The organism is Streptomyces sp. 7R007, assembly GCF_054850255.1.
Genome location: NZ_JBTWMV010000002.1, coordinates 265,789 through 281,256 on the forward strand (window position 1 = coordinate 265,789; position 15,468 = coordinate 281,256).

Genomic DNA, 15,468 nt, shown 5'->3' on the forward strand with positions numbered 1-15,468 from the left:
CGATCATGGCCACGAGCGCTGACCGCGCCGCCGCAGGAACCACCGCCCTGCACGACCTGCTGCCACCCGTCACCCGGCGCCGCACCCGCATCGGCCTCGTCGCCGGCGGACTCGGCACCTACTGGCCGCAGTTCCCCGGACTGCTGCCCCAACTGCGGGACTCGGCCGCCCATGTCGCCGAGCGCTTCCGCGCGATGGACGCCGAGGTCACCGACGTCGGGTTCATCTCCGACGACCGCGAAGGAGCCCAGGCCGCCGAGCGGTTGCGGCGGGCGGACTGCGACCTGATCGTGCTGTTCCTGACGACGTACCTCACCTCGTCGATGGTCCTGCCGATCGCCCGCCGCTCGCACACGCCCGTCCTCGTCATCGACCTCCAGCCGACGCCGAGGATGGACCACGCGTCCTTCGACACCGGAGCCTGGCTGGCCTACTGCGGACAGTGCCCGGTGCCGGAGGTCGGCAACGTCTTCCGGCGCGCGGGCATCCCCTTCCGGTCGGTCTCCGGCTGGCTGCACCAGGAGTCCGCCTGGCGGCGCATCGAGCAGTGGATCCGCGCCGCCCACGTGCGCGCCGCGCTGCGGCACGCCCGGCACGGTCTGATGGGGCACCTGTATCCGGGGATGCTGGACGTGTCGACGGACCTGACGCTGCTGCCCACGACGTTCGGCTCGCACGTGGAGGTGCTGGAGTTCGACGACCTGCGGCACCGCGTCGAGCAGGTGACCGAGGCGGAGACCCGCGACCGCATGGACCTCGCCCGTCAGGTCTTCACCCTCGACGACAGCGTGGTGGACGAGGACTTCGCCTGGGGCGCGACCGTGTCGGTCGCCCTCGACCGGCTCGTGGCGGACTTCGGACTCGACACCCTCGCCTACTACCACCGCGGGCTCGACGGCGAACTGCACGAACGGCTCGGCGCGGGCATGATCCTGGGCGCCTCCCTGCTCACCGCCCGGGGCGTGCCCGCGGCCGGCGAGTACGAACTGCGCACCTCCGTAGCCCAGTTGGCCTCCCACAGCGTGGGCGCGGGCGGGTCCTTCACCGAGATCCAGGCGCTGAACTTCGAGGACGGCGTGGTCGAGATGGGCCACGACGGGCCCGGCCACCTCGCCGTCAGCGCCCGTGACCCGCTGCTGCGCGGGCTCGGCGTCTACCACGGCAAGCGCGGCTGGGGCGTGAGCGTCGAGTTCGACGTCCGGCCCGGGCCCGTCACCCTGCTGGGCCTCGGCCAGGACGCCGACGGCACGCTCCGCTTCGTCACCTCCGAGGGCACGGTCGTGCCCGGGCCGCTGCTGGAGATCGGCAACACCACCAGCCGCGTCGACTTCGGCCGCGACCCCGGCGAGTGGGTCGACGCCTGGAGCGCCACGGGCGTCGGCCACCACTGGTCCCTGGCCGTGGGCAGCCACGCGGCGGACTTCGCATCCGCCGCGAGCCTCCTCGCCATCGACCACCACCAGGTGTGAACCGCCCACGGACAGAGGCGCCCCGACAGCGGACAGAGTTGCGCGCCGGTGACCGGCACAGGTGGCCCCGCCCGTCGGCGGAGACGCCCCGCCGATCGGCACAAGTGGCCCCGCCCGTCGGCACAGGTGGCCCCGCCAGTCGGCAGAGGTGGCGTCACCCCGTGGTAGAGGTGCCCCGGCCGTCGGCGGAGGTGTCCTCGCCCCGCGGGAGGGGTGTCCTGGCCGTCGGCAGGAGTGGTCCCGTCCGTGGGTGGAGATGACCTGGCCGTCGGCGGAGGTGACGGGTCGTCGACACGGGAGGCCCGTCCGCCGGCATGGGAGAGGCGCCCGTCGGCATGGGAGCCGGAGCCCCGCCCGTCGGCGGAGGTGGCCTCGCCCCGCGGGAGGGGTGTCCTGGCCGTCGGCAGGAGTGGTCCCGTCCGTGGGTGGAGATGACCTGGCCGTCGGCGGAGGTGACGGGTCGTCGACACGGGAGGCCCGTCCGTCGGCATGGGAGAGGCGCCCGTCGGCATGGGAGCCGGAGCCCCGGCCGTCGGCGGAGGTGGCCTCGCCCCGCGGGAGGGGTGTCCTGGCCGTCGGCAGGAGTGGTCCCGTCCGTGGGTGGAGATGACCTGGCCGTCGGCGGAGGTGACGGGTCGTCGACACGGGAGGCCCGTCCGTCGGCATGGGAGAGGTGCCCGTCGGCATGGGAGCCGGAGCCCCGGCCGTCGGCGGAGGTGGCCTCGCCCCGCGGGAGGGGTGTCCTGGCCGTCGGTAGAGGCGCCCTGGCCGTCGGCAGAAGTGATCCCGTCCGTCGGTGGAGATGACCGGGCCACCGGCGGAGGTGACGGGCCGCCGACACGGGAGACCCAGCTTCCGGCATGGGACAGCCGGCTTCCGGCGTGGGACAGCAGGCTTCCGGCGTGGGACAGCCGGCTTCCGGCGTGGGAGAGTCGGCTTCCGGCGTGGGAGAGTCGGCTTCCGGCGTGGGACAGCCGGCTTCCTGCGTGGGACAGCCGGCCTCCGGTGTGGGAGAGTCGGCCTCCGGTGTGGGTGGCTGGGGTCAGTGGGTGGTGAGCACCATGCGGAATCGGGCCCGGCCGGCCAGCATCTTTCCGTATGCCGCCTCCACCTGGTCCAGCGGCAGTGCCTCGGTCATCGGGCGGATGCCGTGCAGGGCGCTGAAGGCCATGGTGTCCTGGACGTCCTGCGCCGTGCCGGACGGGTGCCCGCGGACGATCCTGCCGCGCATCAGCAGCTGGTTCGGGCTGATGCCCAGCGGCTCGGCATCGGCTCCGATGGCGACCAGCTCACCGCGGTGCGAGAGCCCGTCCACCGTCGCCGTGATCGCCTGCGAGTTCGCCGCGGTCGCCAGGACGACCTTGGCGCCACCGAGCGACCGCAGCGCCTCGGCGACGGGAGTCTCCGCCGTGCTGTCGACGTAGTGGTGGGCGCCGAGCCGCTTGGCGAAGTCCGCCTTCTCGGCCCCGCGGGCGATCGCCACCGTCTCGAAGCCCATGGCGACCGCGTACTGCACCCCCAGATGGCCGAGCCCGCCGAGGCCGAGCACGGCGACCAGATCGCCGTGCCGGGCGGAGCTGCGCCGCAGCCCGTTGAACACGGTCACGCCCGCGCAGGCCAGGGGCCCCGCGTCGGTCGCCGACAGCGCCTCGGGAATCCTGGCCAGCGCGTCGACCGGCGCGACCATCGCCTCCGCGAAGCCGCCGTCGTAGCGCCAGCCCGGCACCTTCAGGTTGTCGCACACGATGAAGTCGCCCTGCCGGCACGGCACGCAGTGGCCGCAGCTGCCGCCGAACCAGCCGACCGCCACCCGGTCGCCGACCTGCCAGCCCTGGTCCGCGGCTCCCTCCCCGAGCTCGTCGATCCGGCCGGCCGCCTCGTGCCCGGGCACCACCGGGAACCGGACCCCCGGCAGCAGGGCGTTGACGAAGGCGGCGTCACTGTGACAGATCCCGCAGGCCTCCACGGCGATCCGCACATGCCCCGGACCCGGCCTCGGCACCTCACGCTCGACGATCTCGAACGGTCCGCCGGCGGCGGCTGCTTGCGCGACTCGATAAGTGGCCATGGACTGCTTCTACTCCTTCACACCGGAGGGGAAAAGCTCTCCGGCCACCCTAGGGAAGGTCTTCACGGCAGCCCCCAAGGCGCGCCCGGCACGGTCGTCGCCACCGGCGCGACCACCAGCTCCGGCCGCTCACCTGCGTACAGCAGCACCTCCCGGCCCTGGGGCAGGTCGACGGCGAGCGTGCCCTCGCCCTCGGCGCGGGTGCGGGCCGGGGTGCCGTCGTCGAGGAGGGCGGTCACCGGGCCACCGGTCAGGGAGTGGCGCAGGACGAGCGGCTCACCGGCCAGGCTGCGCACCCGGACGAACCGGGTGACCCCGCCCGAGCGGACGGCGGTGACGAGGAAGGCGCCCTGCGTGCGGAAGTCGTGCAGCGTGACGTCCGCCCATGTGCCCGGCACGGCCGGGAAGACCCGGACGACCCCGCCCCAGCTCTGGCAGAGCATGTCGTGCAGGGACTGCGACGCCGACAGCGGGGTCTCGATGACCGGCCCGGCCTCGGTGTAGTGGGTGTTGGCCTGGCACGGGTAGCGGGCGGCCGGGTCGAAGAACTTCTCCAGATACGACAGTGCCGTGTCGCCCCGGCCCATCATCGCGTACATCGACGCGGCGCCCGTGTAGCTGTAGCCGCGGTGCGCGCCGGTCAGCGCGTGCCAGTGCGCGACCGACTTCTCGATCAGCTCCCGCTGCTCGGGCTGGTCCCAGTTGACGAGGTACAGCGGGTAGACCATCAGCAGATGGGAGTAGTGGCGGTGCGACTGGGCGTACGGCGTCCGAGCTCCGATCATGAAGCCGTTGTCGTCGGTCGGATACGGCGTGAGCCTGGCCAGCAGCTCCTGCCAGCGCGGCCTCAGCGGGTCGTCGACACCGAGGAGCTCGGCCGACTCCAGGAGCGTGGTGCAGCCCCAACGGATCAGCGCCAGGTCGTAGTTGGTGTCCTTCGGCGGGACGACGGGGTACTCGGGGGAGAGCGTCGAGGGCAGGTGCAGTCGGCCGTCGGCCTCGGGCTGGAGGAAGTGCAGGTAGTAGTTGACCGTGCGGCGCAGCAGCGGGTAGACCGTGTCGCGCAGCAGCGAGACGTCCATGGTGTGGCGGTAGCTCAGCCACACGTTGTGCAACGCCCAGGTCAGATCGCCGACTTCGGCCCCGGTGCCGGGCAGGTCGACGGCGCGGTCGGCGAACATGTCGGAGCTGCGGCCGATTCCGGCACTGTCCGAGCGGTAGGCGGCGGGCACGTTCGCGGTGAGCTGCTCCTGGTTGCGGCGCAGGGTGCTGGAGAGGGAGTCCAGTTCGGGATGGTTGGAGGCGTTGATCAGCCAGTACTCCAGCTGCACGTTGAGGTTCCACCACACGGCGGGCCACGGGGTGGGTTCGAGCCAGGGACCGGTGGTGGCCATCACGGGGCCGTCCGCGCGGCTGGCCGAGGCGACCTTGTAGAGCTGGATCCAGTGGAAGCTCTGCAGCCGCTCGTCGGGGAACGACACGAAGCTCTTGCGGTGGAAGCCGTGCCACCAGCGCGTGTGCCGGCGGCGCAGCACGGTGCAGGGGGCCGCGCGCCGGATGCGGCGGAGGGCCTCCTCGCCGGCCCGGGTGTTGGACGGGTGGCTGTGGCTGACGGTCAGTAAGAGGGTGTCGCCGGTGACGCGGTAGGCGGTCGCCGTCTGGCCGCCGCCGACGAGGGGCTGCAGGACCTGTTCGACATCGCCGGTGGTCCGGGTGGTCCACGGCGGGTTGGGCACGTACGCGGCGGGCGGTGCCTCCTGGATCCTGCGGGGGCTGACGGCCTCCTCGGGGTGGAACGTCCAGCGGACCCGCTCCTCCCCGCCGGCCGTCACGCGGGCGGCGAGCAGGCCGTCGTGGATGAACGCCGAGAGGGCCAGGGTCCCCCGGTCCGTGGTGACGGTGCCGGTGAGTTCGGCGTTCCACAGGCTCAGCCGCCAGTCGACGGCGGTGACGGTGCCGACCGGATCGAGGGTCAGGTGTCCCACGGGCAGCCGGCAGGTACCCCAGGTGCTGCCCAACTCGGGGCGGTGGTCCTGCACTTCGCCGTGCTGCACGGTGAAGCGGACGCCCTTGGTCTCCGCGTCCTGGTAGACCATCGAGCCCAGCCGGCCGTCCCCGAGGAACGGCCCCTCGTGCCAGACCGTGGGCAGCCGCCGCCACACCAGGTCCTGCCCGTGCAGGAAGTGCGCCCAGGCGCCGTCCGAGTCCATGCGGTTGCGCAGCTTCCACGGGTGTGCGGCGGCACTCGGGGTACCGGCCTCGGCGACGGCGGGCACGACGGCAAGGGCCGTCCCGCCCAGCGCGGAGCCGAGCACAGCTCTTCGAGAGGTCATGCAGGTGCCTCCAAGGGAACGGCTCGATACATCGGATCTATAGCCGGACTCAAGCTAGAAGTGGGCACGGAAGCACGTCAATACGCCTGATGAGGTGAAGAGAGATCCGATGTGAGGTGGGGTAGGGGCTGAACTTCGCGGATTGGGGACGCAGTTGGCGTGGACCTGACCGTCCGGCGCCGCTATTCTCCGGTCCGTACCAATGAGAGCGCTCTCAGGTTCGGCTGTTCCACCCCCACCTTGCTGGAACGACGAAGGGCAACTCCCGTGAGACGCAAGCGACTCCTGCACAGCGGCCTGGCCGCCCTGCTGATGCTCGGCGGCTGGACCGCCGCCGGTGCCCACGCCGCCTCGGCGACCGACGCCACCACGGCGAGCGACACCACCGCGGCGCAGCCCGCCTCCGCCGGGCTGCTGGCGGCCCTGCAGCGGGACTTCGGACTCACCAGGTCCCAGGCCGCCGCCCGCCTGAAGGCCGAGCGCACGGCCACGAACCTCGCCCCCACGGCACGGCGCGCGGCCGGCACGGCGTACGCGGGCTCCTGGTTCGACGCCACGAGCGGCCGGCTGACCGTGGCCGTCACCGCGAACGCCCCCACGGCGACCCGTCAGGCGGTGCGCGCCACCGGCGCGGCCGTGCGCACCGTACGCCACAGCGCCCGCCAACTGGACGCCGCCAAGGCCCGGATCGACCGCATGTCCGCCCCCTCGGGCGTGCGCAGCTGGCACGTCGACCCGAAGGCCAACACGGTCGTGATCGACGTGGTCAGGAGCGCGCGGGCTGACAACGATGTCCAGCGCTTCCTGACCCGGGCCCGGGCAGCCGGCCCGGTCACCGTCGAGACGGTCTCCGCCGGACCCCGCACCCTCGCGGCGGGCACGGTCGGCGGTGACCCCTTCTACACCGGCAACGTCCGCTGCTCCATAGGGTTCTCGGTGTACGGCGGCTTCGTCACCGCCGGGCACTGCGGGCAGCCGTACGCCGCGGTCTACGGCTGGGACGGCTCCTACGTCGGCACCTTCCAGGGCTCCTCGTTCCCCGACAACGACTACGCCTGGGTCAGCGTCGGCAGCGGATGGTGGACCGTCCCGGTGGTGCTGGGCTGGGGCACGGTCTCCGACCAACTGGTGCGCGGCTCGGCCGTGGCCCCCGTCGGCTCCTCCATCTGCCGCTCCGGTTCCACCACGCACTGGCACTGCGGCACGGTCCTCGCCCTGAACGAGACCGTCAACTACAGCCAGGGCGCGGTGCACGAACTGACCAAGACCAACGTCTGCGCCGAACCGGGCGACTCCGGTGGCTCGTTCATCAGCGGCGACCAGGCGCAGGGGGTCACCTCCGGCGGCTGGGGCAACTGCACGAGCGGTGGGGAGACCTGGTTCCAGCCGGTCAACGAGATCCTCAACCGCTATGGTCTGACGCTGCACACCGCCTGACCGCGACGCGGAGGGGCCGCCGCCGATGCGCGCGGCGGCCCCGCCCGCCGTCGCGGGCTCCGTGTCCCGGGCTGCGTGACAAGCCCGTCAGAGACGCATCAAAAGCCTGGTCAGAGCACATACTTGACGATGCGGGGGTGTCCCGCGGTTCTCTGACGGGGAGTTGCAAGGTGAACGATGGCGGCAAGGGGCTCGGCAAGGTCGAGGTGAAGCTCCGGTGGGACCCGAGCCCGTACGGGGAACCGCCCCGGCACCTCGACATCATGGCCACGACCTACGCGGCGGACGATCCCTACGGGAAGCCGGTGTACGTCGTCCACACCGAGAGCCGGTCGCCCGACGGCACGATCAACATGAGCCGGCACAGCGAGACCGGCATGGGCTACGGGTTCGTCGAGGTGATGGTGCTGGAGTTCGACCGGCTGTCGCCCGTCTACGGGCGGGTGGTGGTCGGCGTGGCGATCCACCAGGACGGCGGCCCGCGGACGTTCGGCGACATGTCCAACGCGGGGGTGGTCGTCGTCGAGGGCTACCGGCAGCTGCTGGCGGACGACTTCACACAGGTCGCCGACGCCACGGCGGCCACGGTCGTGGAGTTCAGCCGCGACGCGTCCGGAGCCTGGGGACTGCGGGAGATGATCCGGGGGTTCGACACCGACCCGGTGGCGTTCACGGCGGAGATGGGACGCGCACGGTAGCGCACCCGGACCTGTGGTCGTCAGCGCACGCCGTCCAGCAGGTCCGCGACCTCCGCGAACACCCTGTCTCCCGCCTGTGCCGCGGCGGGGGACAGGGTGTCGAGTGTCAGGAACCCGTGGACCATCCCGGCCTCGCAGCGGTGCCGGACCGCGACGCCCGCCTCGGCGAGCCGCGCCGCATAGGCGTCGCCCTCGTCCCGCAGCGGGTCGTGCTCGGCGGTGACGACGACGGCGGGCGGCAACCCGCCCAGGTCGGCGGCGTGCAGCGGGCTCACCCGGGGGTCGGCCCGCCGGGCCGGGTCCGGGACCCACTGCTCGGCCCCCCACGCGACGTCGTCGGTCGTCAGCCCCCACCCCGTGGCCTTCGTCCGGGCGCTGGGGGAGGAGAGGGTGAGATCGGTGTTGGGGTACGCCAGCACCTGGGCGGCCGGCACCGGCCCGCCCTCGTCGCGCAGGCGCAGGCAGGCCAGGGCGGCGAGGTTCCCGCCGGCACTGTCGCCCATCACGACGACCGGCCCGCCGTCGGCCGCCGCCCACCGCAGGACGGCCACACAGTCGTCGACGGCGGCCGGCCACGGGTGCTCGGGAGCCCGGCGGTAGTCGACGCCCAGCACGGCCGCGCCGGTGGCGAGCGCCAGCCGGCGGCAGGCCCGGTCGTGCGATTCCAGATCGCCGATCGTCCACATCCCGCCGTGCAGGAACACCACCAGCGGGCGGGAGGCGGCCGACGGACGGTAGAGCCGGGCCCGCACGGCCGGCGATCCGCCGGCCGGCAGATCCTCGACGTGCTCGACCCGGGGCCCCGGCGGCCGGGCCTCGGCCCGCAGCCGCTGCGCGCGCCGCAGCTCCACCGCGCCCACGACCCGGGCGGGAGGACCCGGATCCCGTCGAACGGCGCTGACGAAGGCGGTCAGTTCGGCATCGGCCAGGGACGGAGGCGTGGGTTCGGACACGGAGGCCAGGATGCCACCGTGATCGGCGGGCCGCGGCCCAACACGGCGTGCGCGGAAAGGGTGTTCAGGCGCGCAGAGGGGCCGGGAGGCACTTCTGAACTGACCGTCATGGCCCTCTACGACACCCTCGGCGCGCCCCACGCCGCCCGCGGCGATGCCGTGGACGTACGTCAACGTCCGTGCGGGCGCGGCGGCCTTCCGCGAGCGGTTCCGGCTGGTGTGTGAGTACCCGCCCGAGGCGGCCGCCTGACGACACGCGTGCCGTGCCGACCGGTCGGCTGGCCGGGCTGCTGGGGTGTGACGGCCTCGGCGTCGGCTGTCGGATGCTGATGAGGGGCGACTGAAGCGGGCGTTCCCCTGCCGGGAAGGCCGCACAGGCGTCATGATGCGAGGTATGACGACTCGCGACGATATGGACGGATTCGGCGCCCAGGGCCCGTTGCCGCCACTGCCGGAGGACTGGGAACGCTGTCTGGTCGTGGCGGCGCATCCGGACGACATCGAGTACGGGACGGCGTCGGCCGTCGCCCGCTGGACGGCCCAGGGCAAGCAGGTCGCGTACTTGCTCGTCACCCGGGGCGAGGCGGGCATCGACGCACTGCACCCCGACCAGGCGGGACCGCTGCGCGAGGCCGAGGAGCGGGCCGGGGCGCGTGAAGTCGGCGTCACCGACGTGGAGTTCCTCGACCACCGCGACGGAATCGTCGAGTACGGCCCGGCCCTGCGCCGGGACATCGTGCGGTCCGTCCGCAGGCACCGGCCCGACATCCTGGTCTCGGGGCCGTACGCCGTCCGGATGGTCGCCGGGATGACCAACCAGGCCGACCACCGCGTGGTGGGCCTGGCCGCGCTGGACGCGGCGCGGGACGCCGGCAACCGGTGGATCTTCCCGGAACTGGCCGAGGAGGGCCTCCAGCCCTGGGGCGGCATCCGCTTCGTCTGCGTCGGCGGCGCCGACCGGCCCACCCACGGCGTCGACGTCACCGGGGAGCCGCTGGAGCGCGGCATCGCCTCGCTGGCCGCGCACGCCGAGTACACCAAGGGCCTCGGCGCCCAGGGCTTCGAGCCCCGCCCCTTCCTGACCTGGGCGGCCCAGCGGGGCGGCCCGGCGCTGGGTGTCGAGGCCGCGGTCCTGTTCGACGTGCACTGGATCGCCTTCCAGGGGCCGCCGCCCTGGGAACAGTGAGCACCACAGTTGGCCGTGGATGTCGTTGAGGCGGGGCTGCCGGTACGCCAGTGTGTACTGCCATGGCCCGTGACTGGAGCAGTTCCTTCCGTCCGACCCGTCGTCAACTCCTCGCCGCCGCGGGCGCCGTACCCCTCGTGGGCGCGCTTCCCGCGGCGGCCGACGCCACCACCGCCACCACTTCCCTGGCGTTCACCCGCGCCACCAACGGCTCGGCGACCCTGGACCCCACCGGCGGCGGGCTCGTCGCCGAGGTGCAGGGCACCCTGTGGTCCCTGCCCCGCACCGGCGGCACCGCCCGCCCGCTCACCCCGGCCGACCTGGAACCAGGCCGCCCCACCCACTCCCCGGACGGCACCCTCGTCGCCTTCTCCGCCTACCGGGACGGCCGGTTCCACCTGTGGACCGTGCGCCCCGACGGCTCCGGCCTGCGGCGGCGCACCGACGGCCCCTGGGACGACCGAGGCCCGGCCTGGTCGCCGGACGGCACCCGGCTCGCCTTCTCCTCCGAACGCGGCGGCGACCCCGTGGCCGGCAGCCCGTACCGCATCCACGTCCTCGACCTGGGCACCGGCCGCATCAGCCGCGTCACCGGTCTGACCGGCCAGGACGGCCCCCTCCAGGACGGCCCGTGGGAGGACTTCGACCCCACCTGGACACCGGACGGCACGCACATCCTGTTCGTCCGCGCGAAGACGGTCACCACCTCCCTGGGCCTGAGCGTGGACGCCCGCACGATCGCCGCCGTCCCCGCCGACGGCGCCGGCCCGGTCGCCGTCCGGTACACGGAGACCGAGGCCGCGCAGCTCATGACGCCCGCCCTCGCCCCCGACGGCCGACTGGCCCTCCTGCGCACCACCCCCTCCCCGAACGTCTCCTGCACCCTCGTCGTCGACGGCCGCCGCGTCCCCGTCACCGGTGACATCGCCCCGGTGCCCCCGCGCTGGACGCCCGAGGGGGAGCTGCTCCTGACGGTCGACGGCGCCTTCACCCTCGTACGACCGGACGATCCCGCGCAGCCGCGGACGCTGCCCTTCGACGGCGTGCTTCCCGTGCGGCGGCCGCGGTACCGGACCAAGCGGTACGACCTGGGGGAGGGGCGGGCGCGGCCGGTGCGCGGCGTCCATCTGCCCGCGCTGTCGCCCGACGGCCGGCAGATCGCCTTCGCCGCGCTCGACTCGCTGTGGCTGGCGGGGAGTTCGGGCGGACGGCCGCCCAGGCGGCTGCACCGGTCGGCGCTCACCCGGTACCTCCTCGGGCCCTCCTGGGCGCCCGACGGGCGATCGCTCGTGTACGCCGACGACCGGGACGGCCTCCTCGGGGTGTACCGGCACGATCTGGCCACCGGAGCGGAGAGCGCCCTCGCCACCGGCGGCCGGGTCCACCCGGCGCTCTCGCCCGACGGCCGCCGGCTGGCCTGCCTCGACCTGACCGGCCACCTCCTGGTCCGCGACCTGGCGACCGGCGAGGAACGCGTCCTGGCCGCGCCCCTGGGCGGCGGCGGGCTGCCCGGCCGCCCCAGCTGGTCGCCCGACGGCCGCCACCTCGCCCTGTGCGACCGCAACCGCCTCAACTCCCGCTTCCGGGAGGGCTACAACCTGGTCCGCGTCGTCGACACCGCGACCGGCGCAGACCGGCTGCACGCGGTGGCGCCGCACACCTCGATCGCCGACCGGTACGACTCGGGGCCCGTCTGGTCACCCGACGGCCGCTGGATGGCGGTGATCGTCGAGTCGGCGCTGTGTCTGGTGCCGGTCGACGCCGACGGCGCCCCGCGCGGCGACCTGCACACCCTCACCGCCGAACCGGCCGACCACCCCTCCTGGTCCGCCGACTCCGCCACGCTGCTGTACCTCTCCGCCGGCCGGCTCCGGCTGATCGGCGTCGACGGCGGCGCGCCGCGCACCGTACGCGTGCCGCTCGACGCGCCCCGGCCCACCCCCGCCGACGTCGTGGTGCACGCCGGCAGGCTGTGGGACGGCACCGGCGAGACGACCCGCGACGACGTCGACATCGTCGTACGCGGCGGACGGATCGCGGCGGTGGAGCCGCACCGCTCCGCACGGCGCGAGGCCCTCCGGCGCGTGGACGCCTCCGACCGTACGGTCGTCCCCGGACTGTGGGACACCCACACCCACCCCTGGCAGAGCACCTACGGCGGACGCCAGACCGTCGGCCAGCTCACCTACGGCATCACCACCGCCGTCTCCCTCGGCGGCTTCGCCTACGAACAGGCCCGCGTGCGCGAGACGGTGGCCGCCGGGCAACTCGCCGGGCCCCGGCTGCTGGCCACCGGCGAACTCCTCGACGGGGCCCGCGTCGCCTACAGCATGGGCCGCGCCCACCGCACCCGGCAGGGACTGCGGCGTTCGCTGGCGCGCGGTGCCGCGCTGGACTGGGACTTCGTCAAGACCTATGTACGGGCGCCGGGTTGGGTGATGAAGGAGGCGGCGCGGTTCGCCCACGAGCGGCTCGGCGTGCGCACCGGAGGGCACCTGCTCTCCCCCGGCGTGCAGCTCGGCCAGGACCTGACGACCCATCTGCAGGCCACGCAGCGCGCCGAGTTCGGGCATGCCGTCACGGCCACGGGACACGCCTACCAGGACGTCGTGGAGATCTACACCGCGCGCGGTGTCCGCTTCTCCCTCATCGCCACGCCGTTCAGCGCCGTGCCGCTTCTCGGCGCGGACCCGTCCCTCGCCGACGATCCCCGGGTCACGGTGGTGATGCCGCCGTGGGACACCGCCACCGTCCGGCAGGCGGCCGGTGTCGCGCCCACCGCCGCCCAACTCGCCGTCCTGCGCACGGAGACCGACGTCTACCGGCGCGTGCTGGCCGGCGGCGGTCTGGTCGCCCTCGGCACGGACCAGCCGCTCGTCCCCGTCGGCCTCGCCCTCCACCTGGGCCTGCGCGCCCTGCACCAGGGCGGTCTGTCCCCGGCGCAGGCACTGCGCACGGCGACCGTCCTGCCGGCCCGGCTGTTCGGGCTCGACCAGGACCTCGGCACCGTCGAGGAGGGCAGACTCGCCGACCTGACCGTGGTCGACGGCGACCCCTTCACCGACTTCGCCACCCTCGTGCGGACCGTGTCGGTCCTCAGGGGCGGAGTGCCGTACACCACCGAGGAGTTGGTCGCCGCCTTCGAGCCGGTGGCCGTACGGGAGGACTGGCTGCGGGTGGGCCGGCTGATGCGCCGCGACGGTTGCTGCGACGGCCACGCGACGGGCTGAGCCCGGCCGGGGCCGGCCGGAGGAAGTCCCGGCGAGGTGGCGCCGGCCGTGCGGGCGAACGGCCGGCGCCACGACCGCGTGGGCGGCCTCGGAACGCGGCGGGAACGGGTCAGAGGTCGAACTCGTGCGGCGGCAGGTCCAGGGTGAAGCACGCCTCACGGACGACGGCCTGCTCGGTCTTGTCGAAGTCGCCGTCGGCGCCGCCGATCACGATGCCGATCTGGATGACGGCCCGCGCCTCGGCAGGCTTCTTCTTCGCCTTGGCGATCTCCTGCAACACGCTGACCTTGCCGAAGGCGAAGTCCGCGGTCAGCTTGCCCAGGTTCTCCTCGAAACGGCGGCGCAGATCGTCGGCGGGGAAGTTCTGCAGCACCTCGTTGGTCGCGATGAGCTGGGCCACGCGCTGCCGCTCCGCCGGGTCGATCGTGCCGTCGGCCGCGGCGACCAGCGCGCACATCGCCATGCTCGCGTCGCGAAAGGCACCGCTCTTGAGGTCGTTCTTCTTCGCCACGAGCTGCGTCTGCATCTGCGACGCGGACTCCTTGAAGCGGTCCCACAGGGCCATGAGAACTCCATGCGTTGATGGTCGTAACAGGCATACGGCACCGTGGAAACTCGCGGCACGTCAGGTAAGTTCCGCCTGTTCCGGGGATGTTCACCAGCCCTGTGCCAGGCCGTCGACCATCAGGGTGGCCACCGTGGAGTTCGACGCCCCGCCCGCGGACCGGTCGACGCCGGTCACCCTGGAGGACGTACAGGCCGCCCTGCGCCTCGGGCACCGACGTCACCCTGACCGCGCTGGCGCGCCACCCCGACCCGCTGGACCGACAACACCCGCCAGGCGGCGGCCTACCGCAAGGGGCGGGTGTTCCTGGCCGGCGACGCCGCGCACGTGCACCCGCCCTTCGGCGGCCAGGGCCTCAACCTCGGCGTCGGCGACGCGACGAACCCCGGCCGGAAGCTCGGCGCGGTGATCGCCGGGTGGGCGCCCGAGGACCTGCTCGACACCTACGACACCGAACGCCGGCCGCTCGGGGCCCGGGTGCTGGACTGGACGCGCGCCCAGATCGGCGTGCTGCGCGGAGACGCCAAGTCGGCCGCGTTGCGCGACATCGTCGCCGACCTGCTGAGCACCCGGGACGGCACGACGTACGCGGTCAAGAAGGTCTCCGGCGTCACCCAGCGCGTCGACCTGCCCGGCGACCACCCGCCGGCCGGCCGGCACGCTCCCGACCTGTGGCTTGAGGACGGCTCCCGCCTGGCCGACCACGGTCACCGCGGCGGGTCACTGCTCCTGGACCGCACCGCGGACGGCACCCTCGCCCGTCTCGCCGCCGCCCGGGCCGGACGGGTCACCGACGCCCCCGCGACGCCGGCCGGCGTTCTGGTGCGACCGGACGGGGTGGTCGCCTGGGCCTGCGACGCCGAGGACACCGCCGCCGTCCCGGCGCTGGAAGCCGCCCTGCGCCTGGGCGGGCGCACCCGTCCGGTGAGCCCACCCCGTGTTCCCCGGGCGGCCGCCGGCGCCCATGATGCGGGCATGAAGATTCCCGACCGACGGATCGAACTGTTCGACGGCACCGGCAGCGAGCACCGGTTCACCGGCCCCGCCACCGGCGACGAACGGACCATGCTGGTGGCCGTGCTCGACGCCCAGCGCGAAACGCTGAGACTGAAGTGCTCCGGTCTGGGGCCCGAGTTGGCGCGGCGGTCCGTGTCCCCGTCCTCGCTCTCGCTGCTCGGCCTCGTCCGGCACCTCGCCGACGTGGAACGCCGCTGGTTCCGTGCGGTACTCGCCGGACAGGACGTCGAACTGCGCTTCTCCTCGGCGGACGTCCCCGAGGGCGACTTCGACGGGGCGAGCCCCGATCCCGAGGTCGTCGAGGCGTCCTGGGCCGCCTGGGACGCCGAAGTCGCCTTCGCGCAGGCGTTCGTCGCCGACGCGCCGCACCTCGACGTCGAGGGCCGGGACGCGTGGCGGGGCACCGTCTCCCTGCGCTGGGTGATCATCCACATGATCGAGGAGTACGCCCGTCACAACGGCCACGCCGACCTGATCCGCGAACGCATCGACGGAGCGGTCGGCGTGTGATC

10 protein-coding genes and 1 pseudogene are annotated in these 15,468 nt (G+C 73.6%); 7 read left to right on the top strand and 4 right to left on the bottom strand.

The window, feature by feature from the left end; genetic code table 11:
* Nucleotides 1-5 precede the first annotated feature (5 nt).
* Nucleotides 6-1,469 (top strand): arabinose isomerase, encoded by a 1,464-nt coding sequence (locus tag ACYF6T_RS04510; RefSeq protein WP_461693569.1) that lies wholly within the window; start codon nt 6-8, stop codon nt 1,467-1,469.
* Between the two features lie 1,042 nt (nt 1,470-2,511).
* Here ACYF6T_RS04510 and ACYF6T_RS04515 read toward each other — a convergent pair.
* Together ACYF6T_RS04515 and ACYF6T_RS04520 are read right to left on the bottom strand one after the other, a co-directional pair.
* Nucleotides 2,512-3,537, bottom strand: a complete 1,026-nt coding sequence (locus ACYF6T_RS04515; protein ID WP_461693570.1) for an alcohol dehydrogenase — start codon at nt 3,535-3,537, stop codon at nt 2,512-2,514.
* Between the two features lie 62 nt (nt 3,538-3,599).
* Nucleotides 3,600-5,870 carry a glycosyl hydrolase family 95 catalytic domain-containing protein gene (locus ACYF6T_RS04520; protein ID WP_461693571.1) on the bottom strand — a complete coding sequence of 757 codons (2,271 nt, stop codon included), beginning with the start codon at nt 5,868-5,870 and terminating at the stop codon, nt 3,600-3,602.
* Between the two features lie 267 nt (nt 5,871-6,137).
* Between ACYF6T_RS04520 and ACYF6T_RS04525 the strand changes: the two genes are divergently transcribed.
* Both ACYF6T_RS04525 and ACYF6T_RS04530 read left to right on the top strand, forming a co-directional pair.
* Nucleotides 6,138-7,307, top strand: coding sequence for a S1 family peptidase (locus ACYF6T_RS04525; RefSeq protein ID WP_461693573.1), 1,170 nt, complete (start codon nt 6,138-6,140; stop codon nt 7,305-7,307).
* Nucleotides 7,308-7,477: 170 nt separating this feature from the next.
* Nucleotides 7,478-8,005, top strand: coding sequence for a TerD family protein (locus ACYF6T_RS04530; protein ID WP_461693575.1), 528 nt, complete (start codon nt 7,478-7,480; stop codon nt 8,003-8,005).
* A 20-nt stretch (nt 8,006-8,025) separates the two neighbouring features.
* Here the strand turns inward: ACYF6T_RS04530 and ACYF6T_RS04535 are convergent, their stop codons facing one another.
* On the bottom strand, nt 8,026-8,958 hold the full coding sequence (locus ACYF6T_RS04535) for an alpha/beta hydrolase (RefSeq protein WP_461693576.1): 933 nt from the start codon (nt 8,956-8,958) through the stop codon (nt 8,026-8,028).
* A gap of 394 nt (nt 8,959-9,352) precedes the next feature.
* On the opposite strand from ACYF6T_RS04535, the gene ACYF6T_RS04540 reads away from it, so the two are divergent.
* Nucleotides 9,353-10,144: a PIG-L deacetylase family protein gene (locus ACYF6T_RS04540; RefSeq protein ID WP_461693578.1), complete on the top strand. Its 792-nt coding sequence runs from the start codon at nt 9,353-9,355 to the stop codon at nt 10,142-10,144.
* 62 nt (nt 10,145-10,206) lie between these two features.
* A complete protein-coding gene (locus ACYF6T_RS04545; protein WP_461693579.1) occupies nt 10,207-13,374 on the top strand; it encodes an amidohydrolase family protein in 3,168 nt (1,055 codons plus the stop codon).
* A 109-nt stretch (nt 13,375-13,483) separates the two neighbouring features.
* Here the strand turns inward: ACYF6T_RS04545 and ACYF6T_RS04550 are convergent, their stop codons facing one another.
* A complete protein-coding gene (locus ACYF6T_RS04550) occupies nt 13,484-13,939 on the bottom strand; it encodes a tellurite resistance TerB family protein (RefSeq protein ID WP_461693581.1) in 456 nt (151 codons plus the stop codon).
* Nucleotides 13,940-14,239: 300 nt separating this feature from the next.
* On the opposite strand from ACYF6T_RS04550, the pseudogene ACYF6T_RS04555 reads away from it, so the two are divergent.
* Both ACYF6T_RS04555 and ACYF6T_RS04560 read left to right on the top strand, forming a co-directional pair.
* A pseudogene (locus ACYF6T_RS04555) lies at nt 14,240-14,782 on the top strand (FAD-dependent monooxygenase); the annotation flags it as partial.
* Nucleotides 14,783-14,914: 132 nt separating this feature from the next.
* Nucleotides 14,915-15,466: a DinB family protein gene (locus tag ACYF6T_RS04560; RefSeq protein ID WP_461693721.1), complete on the top strand. Its 552-nt coding sequence runs from the start codon at nt 14,915-14,917 to the stop codon at nt 15,464-15,466.
* Nucleotides 15,467-15,468: the final 2 nt, after the last annotated feature.